Here is a 22,874-nt window from a genome sequence, read left to right on the forward strand (position 1 = left end):
CCCAGACGTGATCGGATTCGCGGGAAGGCCCAAGGCGGGCATGATCTTGCCGGCGGCATCGAACCTCAGCCGTGGCTGACGTAAATCTCCCGCACGCGAGTACCAACGTCTCGGAGCACCCGGTCCAAACCCTCGGTGTACATATCCCACCGCGACGAAGCCTGGTCCCAGCCGTCGGCGGTGAGGACTGCGTGATTCAGCAGCAACATCGGCTCGACGCCCTCCCGAAGCCGATCGTCAAGGACAAGCTCGACGAGTCCTTTCACGTCCGCCTCCGCGGTGCGGGCCTCGGCCGCGACCGCAGGCTTTCATCGCTCTGAATTCGTAGATCTCGCCGAGTTCTGCTGCATCTTGATCGTCCCACCATCTGCGTTGCTGCGCATGCCCGAACCGTCGCAGGGCGGCGAGGAGACGCGTCAGGACGTCGAGTTCGAAAGCCTCCTGACGGTCGTCGCGGGCCTGCCGCCGAGTGGCGTTCAGGGCGTCGAGCGCCCCCTTCCGCTGCCGATTGTCGCGGCTAGCATCCGCGAAGTAGCCAATTCCGCCGCCGATAAGGAGGGAGGCGACAGGCAGGATGGTATCGAGCACCGCTACACGCTACGACGCCCGCACAACGTTCCCGTGTCTTCAGTCTTTCGCTCAGCTCGGCAACCGTGTTGCTGACTGGAGGCGGTCACCGCCTCCGTCTGTGCCCGTTTCGGGCGGCCGACTCTGCCAGCCCGCGCGCGATCTTTGGACAAGTCGTGTTGCCACCGAGCAAGTGGGTCACGGCGCTCCCCACATGGCTCGTTCGCTAGCTCGCGCAGGGGCGAAGCGGGGGCAAAGGCTCGGCCATTGCGTGGTGTCCATTATGGTGTCCTGGTGCCGCGTGGAGGTCGGTCGCCGCGGCCGGTCCACCAGTTGATTTTGACCCGCGCCGACGAGGACGGTCTGCGGCAGAAGAGGCGCTTCCCAGTTGCCGTCGGCGCACCTCCGCTGCGTGCGGGACCGGCCGCGTAGCGCACGTGCTGTGCTGCCGCGTGTCGCTTGCTCACCGCGGTGGCGGAGCGGGTCCGGTCGAGGAACTGGACCTCGAGCGGGCGTGGAGGCCGACGGGCGATTGTGCGAATCGCGCCAGCCAGTCAGGCGTGAGGGAGAGGCGGGCGGCGGCAGGAGTCGTGCCTAATTTTTGACGAAGGCCTTTCCCGCGGGGGCACCATCGATACACCGTCTGCCACGGTGGATTCGCCGCGCGAACGTCGCGCCGCCGTGACCTGATCCCCTCACCGGCTACCGGACCCCCGGGGCGATACGGAGTCTCATCGTGTCCATCTGCGCGGCTACGACCCGTTTCCGCAGGTAGCAACGGCTGCATCGCCGCCCACCGCACGTCGGTCACGTCGTGGGCTCTTCGCTGCCGCCACCCTCGGCACGAGGTCTCCGGTGTTCAGGTTTGTGGCGGCTGCACCACACCCCGAAGCCTCTTCAGCTTCGAGATCACCGCCACGGCGACATCGACGCCCTCCGAAAGGGTCTAACCGCGGGCGATCCGGCGGCCGATCAGTTTGCCGGCGGTCGACGTCGAGCGGTCGTAGCGGTAGGACTCGTGCACGACCTTGGTCAAGTTGACCAGCGAGTCGCGGCCGGGCCGGTACCACCAGACGTCAGCGAACCGGCGAACCACGTCGCTGGTGTCGCACACCGGGTCGTCACTGCTACAGACGCTCACCGCGCTGTCCCGAAACGGCGGGGCCACGTCGGCCAGCGAGTCCGTGCCGGCGCAATGCACCACCAGGCTGAGCACATCGCACACACCGTACGAGCTGTACGGAGCATCCGACATCTCCAGCACCGCAGAGCGTTTCATCCGCTCGGGATCGGCGAGCAGGACAGCGCCGATCACGGCCTTCTTGCCGGCGGTGTCCCGGGTCGCGGCCAACTGGTTCAGGAACTCGTGGACAACCATTGCGCCCTGGGAATAGCCGACCACCACGATCTTTGTCGGCGCCGGGCAGCCGAACCGCACGGCCGTGTATTGACCCCACAGCGCGGCCACGCCCTGCTTCTCGCCGGCCAGGTAACTGTCGATGTTCGCGGCAAGCCGGTTGCGGGCCTGGATCAGGTAGTCGGCACGGTTACGGGCCTTTATCGTGTTCAGGCCGGCGAACAGCGCATCGACCGAAGTGGCCGGATAGTTGAGCACCCGCGGCACGAGTGTCTTGCCGCCTGCGGTCGACTTCATAGCGGTGACCAACGTGGCGAGCTGCGGCGAGACGGACAGGTCGTGATCAGACTTGTAGTGCTGCCCGGAACCGGTCGCCGCGATCACGACCACGTTGGCGCACGGCCCGGACGAGGGTGGCATGCTGCCGCCGCCAACGGTCGTGCCTGGCTTGACACAAGATGGGTCGTTTGTGCCGGTCCAGCTGAGCTTGACGACCACCTGCCCGACCGGCGCATTCGGGTTGGTAAGGGTGATGAGGAACTGGGGCAGGCCAGTGGCGGTAGAGAGGTTCCGGCCGACCAGGCTGACCATGCCCGTGGCGTCCAGGGATCCGTCGCCGAGCCCGGGGATCGGGGCGGCGTCGCCGTCCTGGAACTCGACCGTGCCGGTGTCGTAGGTCGTCCGCGCGGGCTGGGTCACCTGCAGCGACGTGTACGTCGCCGGGCGGCAAAGCGCCGTCGGCACCACCATGCTGGAAGCCAGCACCCGGACCGGTCCGGCTCCGCAGGCGCCGCCGGTGTAGGCGTCGAAGTTCTGGATCTGGCTGGCACCGCCGTCCGCGTTCACCCAAATGCAGGTCGGCCGCTGCGGGTCGGCGTTAACCGTGTACAAGAGATTCAGGTCGGCCATCGCCTTGGGGAATCCGGGACAGCCCGCACCGGTCGCGTAGTCGAAGCAATCGACGGCGTTGCGGATGCCGTCCGGCACGAACACTCGCGGTCCGACTGTGACCGCTCCACCGTTCCACCCGGAGGTTTCCCCGACGGCCGCCGGCAGACCGGCGGGGGTGACGACGGACGCTCCGGACAGGTCGTAGCACGGGTCGGTCCCGGTCGGCAGACAGAATCCGGTGCTGCCGCCTGTCGCGTCAAGCAGCGGGAACGCGGCACCGTTCTGGGACACGTAGGAGCCGCCGAGCGTGATCGGCCAAGCGCCGGAACACGTGGCCGACCGGGTGGCGTCGAAGCATGCCAGTTGGTCGGTGCCATCGATCGCGGCCGGCACGAGCACCCGGGTACCGATCGCGGTCACCGCCGGCGGCGGGTAGCTCGTGGTGGTGACGGCGCCGCCGCCGAATCCGACGGCGTACGGCTGCGAGGGGCACGCCGTACCGGCGGTGAGGTCGAAGCAGAGCAACTTGTTCCGGGCTCCGCCCGAGGCGTCGGCAACGTAGTTGAACGCCCACCACTTCCCGCCGGCTGCAGCCGGGTCCGAAATGGCGCTGATTCCGTTGCTCAGCGGGGAGTCCACGGGCGCTGTCAGCGCCGTGAAACCGCAGAAGGACAGCGTGGCCGTGTCGACGCAGACCACCCCGCCGGTCTCGTCGGTGGTCCGGGTCGCGTAGACGTACAGCTTTCCGGACGCCTGGTCCAGCCAAAGACCGGGCTGCCCCGATGTGGCGAATCCGGCGCCGGCCGTATCCGTGACGGTTGCCGGGGACCCGCACTCCGAGGCGTCCGACTGCAGGTGGCAGGCCACGGTGAGGGTGGACGCATGGTGAAAGACGTTGTACACCTTGCCGGATCCGACGGCTACCGCCCAGCCGTCCCCCCCGCCGCTTCCTGCGTAAGCGGACGAGGGCGGCACAGGGATCGTCTGCGTGGCCGTGTAGCTCACCACGTCGGCGGCGGAGGCCAGCGGAATGACCGCCAGGGCGGCTCCCGCGGTGACCACGGCGACGATGCCAGCGAGCGCCGTTCTCCGTCGAAGCACAAAACGCTTTCTCGCTGCACCCACGGACTTCTCCTCATGCTGGCTAGCAACGCAAGGACTGTCCGACGGCGACACTCGCCAGTCAACGCCATCGGCCCGAATATGGAAGCTGGGGGTTCAACCGCATCCGACCGAACGACCCCGAACGGGTCGAGCCGCCCGACGGCGTTCTAACGACGCCGGCCAAAGTGATCGCTGAACGGATTGGCTGGGATCGGTCGTTACAGTGCACAAGGACCCGGTTCGGCAAGCGCTCGCCGGAACAGCAGAGGCGGCATAAGGCTTCTTAATCGTGGCTCCCATTTTGCAGGGTCCTGCTCGGCCGGTTGTACCCACTCCTCCGCTCACAACCGCAGTGGTGTGGCTGTTTCGGGGGAAGGCTCCGGCCTTGGCGGCGTAGGGGCCGTGTATAGCCCACGTCCCGAAGATCAGCTTCGTGCTCGGATCGTGCACAGACCACCGGATCATTAGGCCCTTACCGCTGCGGCATAACGATCCTTATGGTGCAACCAAGACGCTAGACGCCCCTCCCGCTGCCGGCCATCCCTAGATGGCGGGCCGGCCGCACTGCCTCGAAGGCTTCGGGCCGACAGTCGATGTCGTCGAATGGCAGCGGTTGCCTTCGCGTTGACCGAATAACGGCTGCAGAAGCGATGAGCGGGTGGAGTCGCGTTGTCAGCAAAGTATCTTGCCGGCGGCCGCAGCCGCTTCCGTTGTTCGGAGATAGCGCGTAGCGTCGTGCGCCCAGAACGCGTGGGATTCGAGGCGTTTGCTGCGGACCCGCACTCCGCTGCCGTTGACACCGAAATCGCTTTCAAGGATACCTCTAGCCGAGATTACATCGTCGCCGTCCCAGAAGTTTCGCCACTTCTGGACGCACTCCGGAGTTGCTAGAGGAGGGGAAGTAGGCGGGGCGCGCCGGGTCAACGCAGTGCATACTTCGACAGAACACGAACACATGAGACGCTTCGGAGCAACTCAGGTCCACATTGGATACCCCCGACCGACGAATCGGCAGGTCACCGCGCTCGGCTTCTGAATAGCCGGTGGATTAAAAGTCCACTGCTCTGCCGATTGAGCTAGCAGCCCGCGGGGCGCAGGTAACCTGACCTGCGGCCAAACGTGGAGTGGGTTCCTGGATTGGGCCGCGATGTCGGCTTCTGGCGAACACTTGAGCTGCTCTCGAGCATCCAGCCGGGGTAGGAGCGGCGCTGGTCGCGGGGGTGCTGCACTGTCCGGGTTCGAGTGCATGGCGAGGTTCTGGCCTCGGGGTGTGCCCCGGGCCACATCCTCGGACTGGTAACCGTGGTCGAGGTTGTCAGCGGCCGGCTTTGGCGTGGTAATCGTCAACGATCTCCTGGGGGATCCGGCCTCGGTCGGAGATGTCCTTGCCTTCCTTCTTGGCCCAGGCGCGGATGGCTTTGTTCTTTTCGCGGTCCACGCTTGAAAGCCCGCGGCCGCGAGCAGTGCGACCGCCGACGACCTCCCCGCCCCTTCCGACTCTGGACCCGGCGCCGACGTCGGGCGCAATTGCGTTCCGCATTTTATCTGCGTTTTTCTTGGATAGGTCGATCTCGTATTGCATACCGTCGAGGGCGAACGTCACCGTCTCGTCGGGGTAGCCTCCGTCGATGTCGTGGTCCCTTGCCAAACATGAATAGCCTAACCCGATGTGTGAGGGCCGCCGTGGTCGAATATCTAGGAAAATGCTGACAACGGCTTGCGGAGTCGGCTCATGAAACGGGCGTTGTCGATGACGACATTTGACAAGCCGAGGACATTGTCGCGAAACGAGCACCTCGTTGGCGCAGCCCGAGCCTTAGCGGCTCGCAACCCGCCAACACACTCCGACCCCGCCGACAGGTCACGTGCGCGGGCGGCTCGGCGACCGACCGGCGCGTACCTCAGCTGTTCAAGTACGCCAAGACGGCGTGCACCCGGCGGTGCACGTCGTCCGACGGCGGCAGTTGCAGCTTGGCGAAGATGTTGCCGATGTGCTTCTCCACCGACACCGCGGCGAGCACCAGCTGTGCGCAGATCGCCGAGTTGGACAGTCCCTGCGCCATCAGGCCGAGCACCTCCCGCTCGCGTGGGGTGAGTCCGTCCACGCCCTGGCGGCCGCCGTTGCGGTTGAACAGTTGCCGCACCACTTCTGGGTCCATCGCGGTGCCGCCGGCCGCAACCCGCTCCGCCGCGTCGAGGAAGTCGTCGAGCGCGGTCACCCTGTCCTTGAGCAGATAGCCGACACCGCCACGCCCGTCGGCCAGCAGATCCGCCGCGTACGCCCGCTCCACGTACTGCGACACGATCAGCACCTTCGCCTCCGGGTCGCCGGCCCGGATCCGCAGCGCCGCCCGCAGACCCTCGTCGCGGAAGCCGGGCGGAAGCCGCACGTCGATCACGGACAGGTCGGGTCGGTGCTCCTCGACCGCGGCGATCAGCGCCTCGGCGTCGTCGACGGCCGCGACCACAGTGTGCCCGGTCTCGGTGAGCAGCCGCACCATCCCTTCCCGGAGCAGGACCAGGTCTTCGGCGATCACGATGCGCATGGGAGCTCCGCTTTCAGGACGGTCGGCCCGCCGGGCGGGCTGGTCAGGATCAGGGTGCCGTCGAGGGCCTCGACCCGGCGGCGCAGGCCGTCAAGCCCGGCGCCGGCCGGGTCGGCGCCACCGCGGCCGTTGTCCCTGACCTCGACCCGGACCGCGTTCCCCACCCGAGCGACGTCGATCGCGCCAACGGTCGCGGCGGCGTGCTTCGCTGCGTTGGTGAGACCTTCGGCGACGACGAAGTAGGCGGCCGACTCGACCGCGGCCGGATATCGCGCCTCCGGGTCGCCGTGCAGCGCCACCGGAAAAGGGCAGTCCCCGGCCAGAGCGGCCAACGCGGCATGCAGGCCGCGATCGGTGAGGATCGGCGGGTGGATGCCGCGGACGAGGCGGCGCAGCTCGCCGAGTGCGTCGTCGAGCTGCCGCCGGGCCAGGTCGACGTCGGGCGCGGCGTTGCCGTCAGCGCGCAACTTGCGGGCGGCCAGCCCCAGGGTCATGCCGGCCGCCACGATCCGGGCCTGTGCGCCGTCGTGCAGGTCGCGCTCGATCCGGCGCAGCTCGGCGGCCTGCGCGTCGACCACCCGGCGACGGGTCTCGGCGAGCCGGGCGGCCTCGTCGACCAACCGCCGGTGTTCACCGGGAGCGAGCAGCGCGGCCGCCAGCCGGGCCGGTCCACGGGCGATGACGCGTACCACCCACAGCATCACCGGCAGCAGCGCCAGCCCGATCACGGTCAGCGCGAACCGACCAGGCGTGGTGGTCAGCAGCGGCTTCATCGGCCACGGCGCGTGCGGGTTGGGCACGGCCCACGCCCAGGCCGGCGCCGCCACCGCGGCGAGCCCGACGACCGCGACGACGATCCCGGCGACCCCGGTGACCAGGCCGATCGGCAAGCACAGCACCAGCCACACCAGGTCGCGCCAGGACGCCGGCTGCCGCGCGACCGAGCCGACCCGCGCTCGCAGCCGGTCACCGGTGACCGGCAGGTAGGGCGTAGCGATGGGAGCGCCGAGCACCCAGCCGGCCCGGCGCCGCTCGATCCCGGCAAGTCGCCGGGTGCCCCACGCCCCGCCGAGGAACGCGTACCCGCCGAGATGGGTGAACGACGTCGCCGTGGTGACGAGGGCGGCGGCCAGGCTCCACGCGAACCCGATCGGCCCGGCGATCATGCCGGTTGCCAGATAGGCCAGCGCCCGCCCGGTCCTCATGATCACTTGGCGCACGGGGGTGGAGCCTAGCTGCCGGATCATGCCGTCGCCGCCAGTGCCCGCCGGCGGATCAGCAGGCGGGCTGGCAGCACGCCGGCGAGCACACCCAGCGCCGCGACCGCGCCGGCCATCGTCGCGTACGTCGCCGGGTCGACGATCCAGCGCAGCGTGCCGTCCTGGGCCGTGCTGAACGCGCCGACCACCACCCCGGTGACCGCCGCACCGAGCACCAGCCCGGCCAACACGGTCACCAGCGCCTCGGCTGCGGCAAGCCGGTGCAGTTGCCTGGCCGTCGCCCCGGCGAGCCGCAGGTCCGCGTACTCCCGGCGCCGGCCCGCCGTGGCGATCGCGGAGGTGTTGAGCACGGCGATCGCGGTGAAGCTCAGCGAGATCACCACCATGAGCTCCCACGCGCCCTGTTGCTCGGACGCGTCGCCGGCGGCCGCAGCGGCGGCACTCGGCACGACCCGCAGGCCGGGCAACTCAGGGGTGTCTCCGGTGTAGCGCAGCCCGATCGTGCTGACGAGTCCTTTCGGGTCGTGCCTGGCTACCAGATCGGCCGGGAGCACCATGTCGCCGAAGCCACGGTCCCGGGCGTACACCATCGTCAGGCGCAGCTCCACGCGCTCACCGTCGGGCAGCCAGAGCGGCATCAGGTCCCCGACCTTCCAGCCCTGCTGCCGGGCCATCGCCTCGCTCGCGCCGGCACCGTCCGCCTGGTAGGCCCCGGAACGAATGGCGAGGTCGATCGAGGTCTCGCCGGCGGACAGCAGGCCTTGTGCGGGGTAGTCCTCCGGTTTGCCACCCTTGACCGTGATCACCCGGGTCGGCAGCAGCGCCGCCGCACCGGTCACGCCGGGTGTCGCGGCGATCCGCCGCACGGCCTCGAGCGGCAGGCCGCCGGGCGCGGAAACCTGCACGGCAGCCGGGGCGTTGCGGGCGGCCTGCTGCTCGTCGGCCAGTCGGGCGAGCAGGGTGCTGTTGAGCAGCATCGTCGCGTTGATCCCGAACATCAGCACGAGCGGCACGGCCACCGCGGCCACCCGGCGGTACTCGGTCCGGGCCAGCAGCCCGGCCAGCCCGAGCGGCCGGGCCAACAGCGTGAGCGGGCGCACCAGCCACGGCCCGACGGCCGCGACGGCGCACAGCAGCAGCGCCGACGACACGAAACTCATTCCCATCCCGAGCGGGCCGCCGAGCGGCACGAACGTCAGCACAGCGACTGCGCCGCCGCCGGTGACCAGCGCGACCAGCAGGCGGGGAAGCAGAGCGGCGGCTGGAGCGGCGGCGGCTTCGGTGAGCGCCTGGGTCGGCGCGATTCGCACCGCCCGCCGGGCCGCGATCCGCGCCGCCACGAAGGTGACCAGCATGCCGGCGGCCGCGGCCAGCAGCAGGACCGGCACGTTCGTCCGCACCTCGAACTGGGCGGGCACCGCGCCCAGTGTCTGGAAGCGGGCCGCGACCAGCCGGGCGAACACGAGCCCGAGCGGGATCGCAGGCACCGCGGCGACCGCCGCCAGCAGAACGCTCTCCAGCCCGAGCAGCCGTCGCAACTGGCCAGGGGTGGCGCCGGCGGTGCGCAGCAGGGCGAGCTCGCGCAACCTTTGCCGCACGCCGAGGGTGACCGTGCCGGTGAGTACGAAGACCGCGGCGAACGCCGTGATGCCGATGACGAAACCGAAGATGGAGATCGGCCCGATGTAGTCGGGCAGTGCCCCCGGCAGGTCGGCCCGCACGCGCTCGTCCCCCCGGTAGATAGCAGCGTCGCCGGCCACCTCCCCCAGCTCGGTCCCCGGCTTCGCGAACACTCCGACGGCGGTCGGCCCGGCCAGCCCGGAGACCGCGGCGACCTCGTCGTCGGGAACGAACAGCGCGCCCTGCGCCGGCAGCCCGTCGCGTCCGGCTGGCGCCGCGATGCCACTCACCCGCACCGGCCGTTCGCCGGTCCGGCTGGTCATCAGCAGCCTGTCGCCCACCTCGACCCGGCCGCGGGCAGCCAGATCGGCGTCGATCACGGCCTCACCCCGCACGGGCGCCTTTCCGGTTCGCAACGCGTACGGCGTGAGCGCCGCGGACTGCCAGCCGTGACCGATCACCGGAGCGTCATCGGCGGCTAGCAACGGCAAGCCATCCGTTCCGGACAGCTGGATCGGGAACGCCGAGTCCGCGACAACCCGGGTCACGCCTGGCACCCTCGCGATCTGCCCGGCCAGACCGGCCGGCAACGTACCCGCGCCGGTCAGCCGCTCGGCCTTCGTCTTCCGCTTGACCTTGGTCTTGCCCTCCTTCTTGTGCTTGGTTGTCTCGGACGTGACGCTGACCTCACGATCGCCCGAGACGACCAGCGTGGTCGCCGCGAACCGGTCGGCCGGCGGCTTCGCGGTCAGTACCGAGAAGAGCAGCAGCCCACCGCCGGCGAGCAGGGCGACGGCGAGCATCGCAGCCATCAACGTGCCGGCGTACGCCCCGCGATGGCGCCGCAGTGTGCCCAGAGCCAGCCGCATCATCGGGCGCTCACCGCGGTCATCCGCTCCGCGACCTTCTCGGCCGAGGGGCAGTGCAGCTCGTCCACCACGCGGCCGTCGGCCAGGAACACCACCCGGTCGGCCCAGCCGGCGGCCGCCGGGTCGTGGGTCACCATCACGATCGTCGTGTCAAGGTCGTCGACCGCCTCGCGAAGCAGACCGAGCACCTCACGGCCGGTGGCCAGGTCGAGCGCGCCGGTCGGCTCGTCCGCGAAGATCACTTGAGGCCGGGCCGCGAGCGCCCGGGCCAACGCGACCCGCTGCCGCTGGCCGCCGGAGAGCTGGGCCGGCCGGTCGTTCTCGCGTCCGGCCAGGCCGACCCGGCGCATCACCTCACGCGTCCACGCCTTGTCGGGCCGCGTCCCCGCGAGCCGCTGGGGCAACAGCACGTTGTGCCAGAGCGACAACGAATCGAGCAGGTTGTACGACTGGAAGACGAACCCGACCAGGCCGCGGCGAATCTCGGTGAGCTTCGGCTCGCGCAGCCGCCCGATCTCGTGCCCGGCCAGCAACACCCGTCCGTCGCAAGGCCGGTCGAGGCCGGCCGCGCAATGCAGCAATGTTGACTTGCCGGATCCGGACGGGCCCATCACCGCGGTGAACGTGCCTGCCTCGAAGCCCACTGAAACCGCGTCGAGCGCGCGCACTCCCGCGCCGCCCGCATAACTCTTCGTCACGCCGACCAGGTCGACCACCGTGTTTCCCATGACCATCAGCCTTCGGCAAGCGGCCGTCCGGAAACACACGGCGGACTGCCATCTCCGAGGTATGGCTGGCCCTCCTTGACAAGTGCCGGTCCCCCGCCGGGGGGAGGCGGTTCCCTTCGCCAGGGGAGGGAACCAGGGTCCTGGCTTGCGATGGTGGCGCTGCTACCCGCCTGGCCATCTCTGAACGAGGAGAACCGCGGTGCCCGCTGCCATAAGACGTTCTCAAGCCGGACCACACGTCCTGGCCGCCCGGCGCCGGTGGCCGGATTGGATGCCAACGGCCGCTGCCATCTGGGCTGTGCTGTATGCCGGAGTACAGGCAGCCTGGGCGGGGTTGCGGGTCGATGTGCCGTGGTCTCCACACATCTCCTACCACCCGGTGGTCCAGCTTCTGCTGGCCGGTGTCGCGCTGCTGGGCGGAGCGGCGAGCGTGGCCACGAGGCGGCGTTTCGGCCGACCCGGCCGGCTGGTCGTGCTGGGTTCGCTGGCGCTGGCGATCTCCGTGTTCACGGCCAACATGGCGACTCTTCCGGGCCATTTGGTGATGCTGGCGGCCCTTTCCATCGACAGCGTCACCGGTTTGGCGCACGTTTTGTTGAGTGCGGTCGGCACCGTGCTGCTGGCCTCGGTGGCGATCGCCTACGGCCGGCGGCTGCGCGGGCGGTGCCCCAGGTGCGGGGGAAGCCACGCCGGCGGTTACCGGGGCCGGCTCACGCACCCAGCGGCAAGCGTCGCGGCCGGACGGACCCGCATCAGGGTCTACCTACTCATGTCCGGGCTGTTGCCATGGGCGGCGGTCAAGACCATCTGGACTCTCGGGGGCGATGCGCTCGGCGTCACGGCCGAGGGATGGCGGTCGGCCGGCGCGGGAGCGTCCGCGCCGGTGCGAGCGCTGGCCGCGGCGGGCGTGGATGTCACCGTGTTGGCCGGGCTGGGCGGGGTCTTTCTGCTCCTTGGACTGATGTACCCGTGGGGCCAGGTGTTTCCGCGGTGGTCTACGCCGATCCTGTCCGGCCGGCGGGTGCCGCGGCTGCTGCCGCTGCTCCCGGCCTGGATGTGCGCGGTCGGCCTGGCCGGGTACGGCGTTCTGCTCCTGCTCTACGCCTCGCTCGTCAGCGTGACGGTGCTGCCCGCACCACCGCCCGAAGCCCCGTTCACCACCAGTTCCGGAAACATCTGGATGATCGCTTTCGGCGGCCTGGGCTTCGGTGGCCTCGGGTTCGCGCTCATCCTGGCAGCCCGCTCCTATGCCGAACGGACCCGACCGATCTGCAGCGAGGAGTCGGCCGGATTTCGAACTGTTAAGTAACTTGCCTTATCACCTCCGCGGGGTTACCGTGAGCCTCTGCGACTGACGAGGGTCGATGCATGGCGAGCCCCCGTCGCCGCTACACGCGCCTTCCCCCCGGAGGATGGCCATGACGAGTCGCGCTGGCCGAAGAACCACGATGCTCACCCTCGCGCTCGTGGCTTCTGCCACGTTGAGTGTGCCGGGAACAGCGCTCGCCGCGCCCCTTGCCGCGACGCCATTGACGTCGGTGGTGCCGGCGCCGGTCAGCGTGACGTCGACCGCGGGCGTCGTGAACACGCTCACGAGCACCACGTCGATATACGTCGAGCCCGGATCGGCACCTGCCGCACAGGTCGGCGGCTATCTCGCGTCGTTACTGCGCCGGTCGACCGGATACCCGCTGCCGGTGGCGGACGCGCCGAGCCCGTTGCCCGGCAACGGCATCGGCCTGCTCCTGTCGGGTGCGCCCACGAACGTGGGCGCGGAGGGCTACCAGCTTGACGTTACGAGCTCCTCGATCCTCATCCGGGCCAATCAACCCGCTGGCCTTTTCGCCGGCGTGCAGACGCTGCGCCAACTGCTGCCACCGGCGATCGAGAGCAGCACTGTGCAGTCCGGGCCGTGGACGGTCGCGGGTGGTCGGATCGTCGATTACCCCCGTTTCCCGTACCGGGGAGCGATGCTCGACGTGGCACGGCACTTCTTCCCGGTCGCTGTCGTGCAGCGCTATATCGACGAGCTCGCGCTCTACAAGGTCAACCGGCTGCACCTGCACCTCTCCGACGATCAGGGCTGGCGCATCGCCATCAACAGCTGGCCGAACCTCGCGATCTACGGGGGCAGCACCAACGTCGGCGGCGGGCCGGGCGGCTACTACACGCAGAGCGACTACCAGGCGATCGTGGCGTACGCCGCCTCGCGCTACATCACGGTGGTTCCGGAGATCGACATGCCCGGGCACACGAACGCCGCGCTGGCCTCGTACGCCGAACTCAACTGCGATGGTGTGGCGCCGAAGCTCTACACCGGAACCAAGGTCGGATTCAGCTCGCTGTGTGTGAACAAGGAAATCACCTACACGTTCCTCGACCAGGTGCTCGGCGAGATCGCGGCGTTGACGCCCGGGCCATATCTGCACATCGGCGGTGACGAAGCCAGCTCGACCACGGCCGCCGACTACAACGCGTTCGTCGTACGCGTACACCAGATCGTGGCCGCGCACGGCAAAACGATCGCCGGGTGGCACGACATCGTCCACGCGCAGGTCCCGCCGGCCGAGATCATCGCGCAGTTCTGGGGCACCACCACTACGGATCCGGCGGTGTCGGACGCGGCCCGAGCCGGCGCGAAGGTGGTCATGTCACCGGCCAATCACACCTATCTGGACATGAAGTACGACGCCCGCACGAAACTCGGCCAGCGGTGGGCGGGGTTCATCGAGGTCCAGACGGCGTACGGCTGGGATCCGGGTGCCTACCTGGCCGGCGTCGGCGAGGCGAGTGTGCTCGGCGTCGAGGCGCCCTTGTGGACGGAAACCATCCAGACACTGGCCGACATCGAATACATGGCGTTCCCGCGGCTGCCCGCCATCGCCGAGCTCGGCTGGTCACCCGCGAGCACACACGACTGGACCGCGTTCTCGCAACGGCTCGGCGCGCAGGGTCCGCGCTGGCGCGTCATGGGAGTGAACTACTACCCCTCGAAGCAGGTGGTCTGGCCGACCGGGTCGTGAGGAGAACCTGCCCATGTCTATCCGCACTAGTCGCCACTGGTTGCGCTCCCTGACGGTCACGGCGCTGCTGCTGGGGTTGGTCCTCAGCATCGGCGGTGTCGGTGCCGACCGAGCCGCTGCTGCCACGGTCGGTTCCACCGAGTTGACGTCGGGCTGGAGGCTCAGGTCCGCGACCTCGGTCACCGACACCGGTTCCACGATCTCGCAGGTTGGGTACGCCACGACCGGCTGGAGCCCGGTCACGCTACCGTCGACCGTTCTCGCCGGGCTGGTGGCCAACAACGTCTACCAGAACATCTACTTCGGCACGAACCTGCAATCCGTGCCCGACCTGACCAAGCAGAACTGGTGGTTCCGTGGCGAGTTCAGCGCGGCGGCCGCGACACCGGGCCAGGCATACTGGCTGCGATTCAAGGGGATCAGTTACCGCGCCCAGATCTGGGTCAACGGCACGCTGCTGGACAACAACGCGGTCGGCACGATGGCGGCGCACGAATACAACGTCGGCGCGATCATCCGGCCGGGCGCCCTGAACGCCGTCGCTGTCCTCGTGACCCCGCCCGCCCACGACTGCGCCGACCTGTCGTTCTGCACGGTCGACTGGAACCCCGAGGCGCCGGACATGAACGCCGGCCTGTGGGGCAAGACCCTGCTGGAGACGACCGGGCCGGTCGCCCTGCGCGACCCGTACGTGCGCACGACCCTGCCCTTGCCGGCGACCAACGCCGCGGACCTGACCGTCTATGTCGACGCGGTCAACGCCACCAACGCACCGGTCACCGCGACCGTCGCCGGAACCATCACGAAGGCGGGGTACCCGACCGTCTCGGTCAGCCAGTCCGTGACGCTGGCCGCCAACGAGCGTCGCGAGGTCGTCTTCGACACCGCGGCCTACCCCCAGCTCCACCTGACCGCACCGGCCCTCTGGTGGCCCTACCAGTTCGGTAGGCCGGAGCTGTACAACCTGAGCGTGTCCGCCGCCGTCGCCGGGGCGACCTCCGACACCCGATCCGTGAACTTCGGGGTCCGCCAGTTCACCGACTACCGGACAACTGTCAACGGCACGTCGTTCGCCGGGTACAAGGTCAACGGCCAGCCCATCTTCTTCCGCGGCGGCGGCTACATGTGGGACCTGCTGCAGCGTTGGGACACCCGGACCAACGCCGCCCACGTGCAGTACGTGAAGGACATGGGGCTCAACACGATCCGCCTGGAGGGCACGCTCGGCAACGAGGAGCTGTACGACCTCGCGGACCAGGCCGGCGTCATGATCATGTCGGGATTCGTCTGCTGCAGCGCGTGGGAGAACGACAGCGGTTGGTCGGCCGAGCAGGCCCAGGTCGCCAACGCCTCCCTCGACACCCAGATGCGCGCCTTGCGCGCGCACGCCAGCGCCTATCTTTGGACATACGGCAGCGACCAGCCGCCCACAGCGGCGCACCTCACCGCGTACAAGAACATCGCGAGCGGGCTCCATTGGCAGAATCCCGCGCTGGACAACGTGGCCACCTGGTCCAACGCGAACGCCGGCACGAAGATGGACGGCCCCTACGTGTGGGAGCCGCCGGTGCTGTGGTGGGACACCACGCAGGCGGGCAGCGCCTTCGGCACCACCGCGGAGGAGGGCACGGAGGCGCCGCCACCGCTGGAAAGCCTCCAGCGCTTCCTCGCTCCAGCGGACCTGTCCCCGACCAGCACCGCCTGGAACTTCCATTCCGGCAAGGCGCGCAGCGTCTTCGACAACACCAAGGCCTTCAACGACGGCCTCACCGGCAGGTACGGCGCCGCCGCCACGATCGCGGACTACTCGCGCAAGTCGGAGCTGCAGAACTACGAGAACACCCGCTCGTTCTTCGAGGCCTGGAACTCGCACGAGTTCTCGCAGTCGTTCGGAGTCATCTTCTGGATGCAGAACAACGCCTGGCCTTCCGTTCACTGGAACCTCTACGACTATTACCTCAAGCCCGGCGGCGGATACTTCGGCAGCAAGAAGGCCAACGAGCCGGTACACATCGCGTACGACTACGCCACCCGCGCCGTGTACGTGGTCAACTCGACGCTCATCGCGCAGGCCGGGCTGACCGCGAAGGCGACTGTCTACAATGTTCCCAACCTGACCCAGGCCTACACGACACAGGTGGCGGCAACCGCGCCGGCCAACGCCTCGACCCGACTGTTGACGCTTCCGGCTCTGACCGGCCTGTCCACGACGTACCTGATCCGCCTGCAGCTACGGGACTCCTCCGGCGCGTTGGTCAGCAACAACCTGTACTGGTACTCCACCAGTCCGGACCAGCTCGGCAACAAGAGCACCTGGTACAAGACGGCGGTGCGCAGCTACGCCAACTTGACGGGCCTCAATGCCTTGGCCGCGAACCCGAACCTGGCCGCGACCGCCACGCGAACGACCGCCGGCACGCAGCAAACCGTCCAGATCACGTTGACCAACAACGACCCGACGAACATCGCGTTCTTCGTACGTCCGGAGGTGACCGCGGGGAACGGCGGCACCGAGGTGGTGCCGGTGAGCTACTCCGACAACTACGTGTCCCTCTGGCCAGGCGAGTCCACGACGATCACCGCGACCTACCAGACCGGCGATCTGGCCGGTCAGGCGCCCCACCTACGCGTACGCGGCTACAACGTGCCGACCACATCGACACCGATACCGTGATGCCCAGGTCGGATCCGCGCGGCCGGGACGGCCGGCGGCCCGGATGGTAGGGGCCACCCCACCGCGCCGGTCATCGCGCCGTGGGGCGGCACCTCATGCCCGCTCGGGTGACAGCGATGGGGCGGTGACGACAAGGAAGGCGAAGTCCTCGCGGGCCTTGGCGTCGATGGACACGGGCAGGCGGATGCGCCCGGAGTCGACCATGCCTCGCACGGCGGGACGGCTCAGGCCGAACCCGGTGGTGAGCAGCTTCTCGACCCGGATGGGAGCTGGGAGTTCGAACCTGACGATGACCTCGAGTGGCGCGGCATCCTCGCGCTGGAGGTCGTAGAACGGTATGTCGGTGTCCAGCTGCCAGGTGCCGGTCCAGTCGAGCTGGTAGGCGCCCTTACGGGCGAGCGTCGGGTCCATGGTCAGCTGTCGCACCATTGCCGGATCGTTGTTCTCGAACCGCAGTAGCCGCTCGTTGCCGAGCGCCCGCACGTTGACGCGCTCGTGGACGGGGATCTTCGACGTGCGGTCGCACCGGTCGCAGCAGATCAGCAGCCACACGTCGAGCAGCTTGTGGTTCGCGTTGACCCGGATCTTGCCGGTGGGACTGTGCCGTGTGGACCCGCATGAGACGCAGGATCTGACGATGGTGGGCAGTCCGAGCTCGCTGACCACCCACAGCGCTTTGCGGTCGGTGCCAGGTCCGCGACCGTGGGCCGGCACGCGGATAGGGCGGGAACTATTCATGGCTTGGGCGATTCCAATGTCTTGGCAGGAGGCGCCCGGCAGCGCGATGGGTGCCTCCCGGATCCAGTGGCGGGCAGCCGGCGTCTCGGTGGGGAGCACGCCGGCTGGCGCGACGTCGCGGATCACGTCGCGTGAGGGAAGCCCGCACCGGTCATCCGGTGCGGGCTTCGAGTGGCACGGCGGTCACAGACGGGGAGGTGACTCGAACCCGCCTTCATCGCGCACGTGCGCCACTGGTCACTGACCCATGCGCGTCAGCATGGTCAACCCGCGGCCCGCCGGGCAACAGATTTTCCGCGTGGCCCCGTCGCCGGAGGGTGGGGAAACCCGCTGTCGGTTGTCGGAAGGGGGTGGTGCAAGGCCGCGGTGGAAAACCTCTGCAGCCTGTTGCGGCTGATGGGCGATCAAGCGCCTTCCGGGCGGCGGTCGCCGCGGCACCCAACCTCGACGCGCGGATGCCGAACTGTCCCGGGTGGACGTTTTTTCTCGACGTGGTGCAGCACCTCGGCGAGCGCCGCCGTGCGGGTGGGCTGAGCGGCGTCCTTCAGACCGCTGTGTACGCCAGCTTGGCACCGCGGATATGCACGACCCCCGTGCCGGTCGTGCGCGAGGTTGAGCCGCCCGCGGTGTGCAGACATGCTTGGCGTCGCCGACGACAGCCGGGAAGGTCAGCAGCCGGTAGTCGTCAACGCAACTCGGCGACCTTCTGGCTGTCCTCGGCGATCAGCACCTCGGTGATGCGCCTCGTGCTGGTCATCCGCGACCGCCCCGGAGGCGCTGAAACTGCGGTCAGGAGCTGATCGGTGCTGTGTACGTTCCCGACCGGTAGGTCTTGGTGCCGTCGGTCTGATCGTACGTCCAGTGCGTCCAGAAGACGGTGTGCCCCTCGGCCATGTCGAATGTGCACTCGTGCCAGGTCACCACGCCGTGCGAGTTGCGGCAGTAGCCGGTCCGGCCGTAGTCGGTGTACCAGTCGATCTCGGCAGAGGCGCTGTCTTGCTCCGCGTCATAGACCCAGAAGTCGTCACCGTCCTGCTCGAAGCAGGACACGACGAAAGCGTCGTACCTGCACTGCATGTCTGGTCCCGACGGAGGTCCACCCGGGTGGGCGGAAGCGGGTGTCGCCAGCCCGGCGGCCAACAGGGCGCCGACCGCGCCGGCCGAGATCATTTTGCGCATGCTCAAGTCCGAACCTTCTTGACCGGACCACAGATCTGGAGGTTCGAGGTGTTGTCGCACACCTTGAACGCGACCAGGCTGTTCTCGTGCATGTCCTTGTTGCACACGCCCCACCAGCCGTTGGGCGTGGCGGCCACACATTGGCCATTGCGATAAACGGTCGTGTCTTTGGGGTAGTAGTTCGTCCAGTAGACCACCGCGGTCGAACCGGTGGCGTTGTCCACGTTGCCGACCCAGATCTTGTCTCCGTACGCCTCCCAGCAGGCCTTGGCGAACTCCCACGGTTCGGCGAGGTCGGTCACGCAGGGCAGCGACCCAGGCGGCCCACCCGAGGTGCTGAGCACAGCATCGTCGTCTTCCCATGCGACCGCCGCGGCAGGCGCGGCGCCGAGGGCGAGCGAGCCGACAACGGCGACCGCGATCGCGGTCAGGCGCATGAAGTTTCTCGTCCGCACAGACGTCCTCCTAGGTGATTGCGAGATAGGAGAATCGTCGCGGCCGATGAGTCTGCACACCAGGTTTCCGGACGGAACCGAACGGACCCGAACACGGGCGGAACGGCCCGGGAACAGCCCGAGGATCTAACGGGTATGGAGAAGTACGCCGAAATCCACCGGCAGGCCGACGCGTTGGAGAATCCCTGTTCCCGGGGTATGGGTGGCTGCGGAGCGGGTGGACGGCGATCGTGCGAGGAGGAGCGAGCCCATGCGCAGACTGGCCAGCGGCTCGGCCCTCACACTGTCCATGCTGCTCTTCCCGCTGGGGCTGGTGGTACTGCTCGTCTCCGAGCCCGGGTTCCGGATCTGGGGCGCACCGATGATGCTCGCCGGGCTGGGCCTGGCCTTCGGATGGTGGTTCCTCACCGGTCAGACGGACGGCACGCGGGGCCGGGTTCCGCCGGTACGACACATGCTGCTCACCGTCGGCGCGATCTTCGCGGTCCAGTTCTTCCTCATCGGGCTGGGTTGGATCGCCACTGACCAGGGTGCGACCCGGGTCCTGGCGCTGCTCTGGTTCGGCGCCGCGGTCGCGCTCGGCGTCGCGTACTGGCGGGGGGTCATCTTGCACTATCCAGATTCAGAGGACTGACCTGGACGTCCAGTTCTCGTTGGTACGGCGACAGCGGCGCGGCCGGCCCGGGTCATGGACCCTTGGTTGGATCCCGCGTCGCGCAGGTCAACCGGGCGCCACGACCCGGGCAGGTGCGAGTGTGTCTAGTCCTTGCCGACGCGGACTTTCGCCGACGACGTCGCTGAGGTCCCCGCAGGCAGCTGCGGTGCCACCACCAGGCCGTAGTTGTAGTTGGCCATCAGCAGGTCCTTCAGGCCGTCGTTGTTGATGTCGGCTACGGCGAGCCCGCGCGGGGTGAACGAGCTCGCGGGCGGCAGTTGGGACCTGAGGAACTCGTTGCCCAGCCAGCCGTCCGGCCGTTGCAGCAGCACGCCGGCCGAGCTCCAGCCGCCGTGCGTGATGGCGACGTCGTCACGGCCGTCGTTGTTCACGTCGGCGATGGCGATCGCGTCCGGCACCTCGTAAACGGGATAGCGGGTCCACTGCCCGAGGGAGAGGACCTGCACCTGGGCGTCCGGTGCGTTGCCGGAGACGGTGACGACGACGTCGTTCCGGCCGTCGCCGGTCACGTCGCCGACGGCCATCGAGCCGACGGTACGCAGGTATCCGGCGGGAGCCTGGTACGTCACCGGGTCGGCGAAGGACCGGGGCGCCGTCTGGCTGCTGATCTGGATCACCTGGCCGAGCTGCACCACCAGGTCGGGGCGGCTGTCGCCGGTCATGTCGACGACGTCCAGCACGAAACCGCGATGGGCCGAGACGACCGCGGCGGGCGCGAACCCGCCGGCGCCGTCGCCGTACCGGACCAGCACTCCGTTGTCGGTGACCGCGACGATGTCGGTCCGGCCGTCGCCGTCCAGGTCGTTGAGCTTCAGGTCGTTGACGTCGTCGGCGAACGACACGTGCTCGGCAGCCGAGAGCCCGGACGCGGTACGACGAAAGACGTCGACGCCGTCGCCGGTAGCGACGACCAGCTCGTTGCTTCCGTCCCCGTCCAGGTCGGCGATGACCGGGTACATGCTGCCGCCGGCCGGCGTCGACATCGCCACCTGCTGTCGCAGCACGAGCTGGTTCTCCGCCTCCTGGACGAACAGGAAAGCCGAGTGGTCGTGTGCGTCGTCGGAATACTCGGTCGTCGTGACCACCACATCGGCGAGCCCGTCGCCGGTCAGGTCGCCGGCGGCGACGGCCTGCTCCCACGAGCCCAGCTCCAGCCATGACGGGGCGGCGAAGGCGACGGAGCCATAGCGCTGGGTAACCACGGGTACGGCATCGGCGGACGCGCTGGCCCCGGCCGGGTTGCCGTCGTTGCCCTGGAACTGGGCGTACACGGGCTTCGGAGTCCATCCGGCGCCGTTGACCATGGCGACCGCGGTCCCGTCGGTGCCGTCGACGTTCGCGAACGCGACCGCGCCGCCCGCGGACATGAACGCTACCTCTCCCATCGGAATCCGGCCGTCCGCGAACCGTACGCTCGCGATAAGCAGGATCCGCTGCCCCAACTCGACCGACCCGGGCGACACGGTGACCGTCGTGGTTGTGGCCCGGCCGGTGTACACACGCACTGCGTCGGAGGTTGCCGTCGCGCCGCCCGCGCCGATCGCCCGGATCCAATAGACATAGCGGGTGGCGGTCACCAGGCCGCTGTCCTGATACTCGGTCGACGTCGTGCTACCGACCACCGTCTCCACCGGCACCGCGTTGCTCAGCCGGACGATCTCGTACCGGGCGGCACCGGGCACCGTTTTCCAGCGCAGCGTCATGCTCGTCTCCGCCGCGGTCGCCCGGACCTCGACCGGCTTCGAGAGCGAGGTCAGCACCGACACCTCGACCGAGTCGGCCGACGCCCGCTTCCCGGAGCGAGACCGCACGACGTAGTAATAGACCGTCTCCGAAGCGACCGTGTTGTCCGCGTACGACGTTCCGGCCGCCGTCCCGACCAGGGTGTACGGTCCACCCGACACGGTCGCGCGCCGCACCTCGTAGCCGGTGGCGTCGGCCACGGCCTGCCAACTCACCTCGATCGATGTCGCCGACGTCGCCCTGGCGGCGACCGCCGTGGGCGGCCTCAAAGCCGCCGCGACCGCCGGTGTGGCCGATGCCACCATCGCGAGCACAGCTATCAGGAAGACAACGGCGATGCGGCCGAGCCTTCGGGTCTGCACCAACATTCACGCTCCAAATCCCCGTGGAATCCGTTCGCATTTAGCAGCGTCGGTACGCGCCGGAACGTCACTCTCGAGGGTGTCCATAAGAGACGGTGTTGCTGGGCTGGCTGGCGACATCCAGCCCTACAGCCTGTTCGGCGCCAGGCCCATTAAGCCTTCCGCGGCGGTAGGGCGGCCATGATCCGTTCCTGCGGTCGCTGCGACCGCACAGGCGGCGCGTACGAACGCGGCTACGGCCGGTGAGCGCGCGTCCTCGGGCCAGGCGACGGCCAGCGTGGCGTCCGGCAGGTCGCCGACCGGGCGGTAGGCGATTTCGGGCCGCTGATAGCGCCGGGCCACCGAGACGGGCGTGAGGAACACGACGGCGCCGATCTCGACGAGGCTGAGGATCTCGGCCAGGTTCGCAGGCGGCCTCTCCGCCTCAGAGCCGGACTCAGGGCTCGCGCCGGCCGCGGGCCCGCCGATGAGCCGGCGCCCGGCCAGGTCGGCCCGGCAGAACTCTGTTCGGGCGGCGAGGGGGTCGGTGGCAGCCAGCGCGGCCACGAGCGGCTCGGTCAGCAGCGGCTCGCTGTCCAGACCGCGGTCGTCGAAGGGGCACAGCAGCAGGGCCACGTCGGCGCGGCCGTCGCGCAGTGCCTGCGGCTGCGCGCCGAATCCGCCGAGCACCAGTTCGGTCGGCAGGGCCGCGTCGTCGACGCCGTACTCGTCAAGGATTCGCGGCAGCAGGCCGCCCTCGATGTCGGCCTTGAGCGCGACCCGCAGCCGCGGAGACCGGCTGCCGGCCTGCTGCGTCCGGCGGGCAGCCGCGGTGACCGCGTCGAGAGCGGTACGGGCGTCGCGCAGCAGGACCTCCCCGGCCGGGGTGAGAGCGACCTGCCGAGTCGTGCGCTCGAGCAGGACCACGCCGAGCTGCCGTTCGAGATGCCCGATAGCGCGCGACAACGCGGGCTGCGCCATGCCGAGCCGGTCAGCGGCCCGCCCGAAATGCAGCTCCTCGGCAACCGCGACGAAGTACCGAAGCTGGCGCACCTCCACGTCATTCATAACACCGAGGGTATCAACGGCGACCGAGATGGTCCTTCACCTGCGCCTTTGCTGGGGGGTTGGCTAGCAGTCGAC

The 22,874-nt window shown here is 69.0% G+C and carries 16 protein-coding genes; 4 read left to right on the forward strand and 12 right to left on the reverse strand.

The window, feature by feature from the left end; all coding sequences use genetic code 11:
- Positions 1-237 precede the first annotated feature (237 nt).
- The 7 genes from AB0J74_RS20515 to AB0J74_RS20545 all read right to left on the reverse strand — a co-directional run bounded on the left by AB0J74_RS20515 (position 238) and on the right by AB0J74_RS20545 (position 10,902).
- Positions 238-588, reverse strand: coding sequence for a hypothetical protein (locus tag AB0J74_RS20515; RefSeq protein ID WP_363450082.1), 351 nt, complete (start codon positions 586-588; stop codon positions 238-240).
- A gap of 925 nt (positions 589-1,513) precedes the next feature.
- Positions 1,514-3,991, reverse strand: coding sequence for a cutinase family protein (locus AB0J74_RS20520; RefSeq protein WP_363450084.1), 2,478 nt, complete (start codon positions 3,989-3,991; stop codon positions 1,514-1,516).
- Between the two features lie 1,243 nt (positions 3,992-5,234).
- Positions 5,235-5,567 (reverse strand): Lsr2 family protein, encoded by a 333-nt coding sequence (locus AB0J74_RS20525; protein WP_363450087.1) that lies wholly within the window; start codon positions 5,565-5,567, stop codon positions 5,235-5,237.
- Between the two features lie 253 nt (positions 5,568-5,820).
- Positions 5,821-6,465, reverse strand: a complete 645-nt coding sequence (locus AB0J74_RS20530) for a response regulator transcription factor (RefSeq protein WP_363450089.1) — start codon at positions 6,463-6,465, stop codon at positions 5,821-5,823.
- Positions 6,453-7,685 carry a sensor domain-containing protein gene (locus tag AB0J74_RS20535; RefSeq protein WP_363450091.1) on the reverse strand — a complete coding sequence of 411 codons (1,233 nt, stop codon included), beginning with the start codon at positions 7,683-7,685 and terminating at the stop codon, positions 6,453-6,455. Before AB0J74_RS20535 ends, AB0J74_RS20530 begins: the two co-directional genes overlap by 13 nt.
- Before the next feature lie 23 nt (positions 7,686-7,708).
- On the reverse strand, positions 7,709-10,177 hold the full coding sequence (locus tag AB0J74_RS20540; protein WP_363450094.1) for an ABC transporter permease: 2,469 nt from the start codon (positions 10,175-10,177) through the stop codon (positions 7,709-7,711).
- Entirely contained in the window at positions 10,174-10,902 is a 729-nt protein-coding gene (locus AB0J74_RS20545) for an ABC transporter ATP-binding protein (RefSeq protein ID WP_363450096.1), read from the reverse strand. The genes AB0J74_RS20540 and AB0J74_RS20545 overlap by 4 nt, the downstream gene beginning before the upstream one ends.
- A gap of 334 nt (positions 10,903-11,236) precedes the next feature.
- Between AB0J74_RS20545 and AB0J74_RS20550 the strand changes: the two genes are divergently transcribed.
- From AB0J74_RS20550 to AB0J74_RS20560, 3 genes are all read left to right on the forward strand, one after another.
- A complete protein-coding gene (locus AB0J74_RS20550; RefSeq protein WP_363450098.1) occupies positions 11,237-12,211 on the forward strand; it encodes a hypothetical protein in 975 nt (324 codons plus the stop codon).
- 157 nt (positions 12,212-12,368) lie between these two features.
- On the forward strand, positions 12,369-13,925 hold the full coding sequence (locus AB0J74_RS20555) for a beta-N-acetylhexosaminidase (protein ID WP_363450100.1): 1,557 nt from the start codon (positions 12,369-12,371) through the stop codon (positions 13,923-13,925).
- A gap of 13 nt (positions 13,926-13,938) precedes the next feature.
- Positions 13,939-16,599, forward strand: a complete 2,661-nt coding sequence (locus tag AB0J74_RS20560; protein WP_363450102.1) for a glycoside hydrolase family 2 protein — start codon at positions 13,939-13,941, stop codon at positions 16,597-16,599.
- Positions 16,600-16,692: 93 nt separating this feature from the next.
- On the opposite strand, the gene AB0J74_RS20565 is transcribed toward AB0J74_RS20560, so the two are convergent.
- The 3 genes from AB0J74_RS20565 to AB0J74_RS20575 form a co-directional block, all read right to left on the reverse strand.
- Entirely contained in the window at positions 16,693-17,463 is a 771-nt protein-coding gene (locus tag AB0J74_RS20565; protein WP_363450104.1) for a DUF1062 domain-containing protein, read from the reverse strand.
- Between the two features lie 663 nt (positions 17,464-18,126).
- Positions 18,127-18,522 carry a hypothetical protein gene (locus AB0J74_RS20570; protein WP_363450106.1) on the reverse strand — a complete coding sequence of 132 codons (396 nt, stop codon included), beginning with the start codon at positions 18,520-18,522 and terminating at the stop codon, positions 18,127-18,129.
- Positions 18,519-18,971 carry a hypothetical protein gene (locus AB0J74_RS20575; RefSeq protein ID WP_363450108.1) on the reverse strand — a complete coding sequence of 151 codons (453 nt, stop codon included), beginning with the start codon at positions 18,969-18,971 and terminating at the stop codon, positions 18,519-18,521. Before AB0J74_RS20575 ends, AB0J74_RS20570 begins: the two co-directional genes overlap by 4 nt.
- A gap of 250 nt (positions 18,972-19,221) precedes the next feature.
- Between AB0J74_RS20575 and AB0J74_RS20580 the strand changes: the two genes are divergently transcribed.
- A complete protein-coding gene (locus AB0J74_RS20580) occupies positions 19,222-19,605 on the forward strand; it encodes a hypothetical protein (protein ID WP_363450110.1) in 384 nt (127 codons plus the stop codon).
- Between the two features lie 125 nt (positions 19,606-19,730).
- Here AB0J74_RS20580 and AB0J74_RS20585 read toward each other — a convergent pair whose 3' ends face one another.
- Positions 19,731-21,758, reverse strand: a complete 2,028-nt coding sequence (locus AB0J74_RS20585) for an FG-GAP-like repeat-containing protein (protein ID WP_363450112.1) — start codon at positions 21,756-21,758, stop codon at positions 19,731-19,733.
- A 120-nt stretch (positions 21,759-21,878) separates the two neighbouring features.
- Positions 21,879-22,799: a LysR family transcriptional regulator gene (locus AB0J74_RS20590; RefSeq protein WP_363450114.1), complete on the reverse strand. Its 921-nt coding sequence runs from the start codon at positions 22,797-22,799 to the stop codon at positions 21,879-21,881.
- Between the last annotated feature and the right edge of the window lie 75 nt (positions 22,800-22,874).

The organism is Asanoa sp. NPDC049573, from assembly GCF_040676615.1.
Lineage (GTDB): Bacteria > Actinomycetota > Actinomycetes > Mycobacteriales > Micromonosporaceae > Asanoa.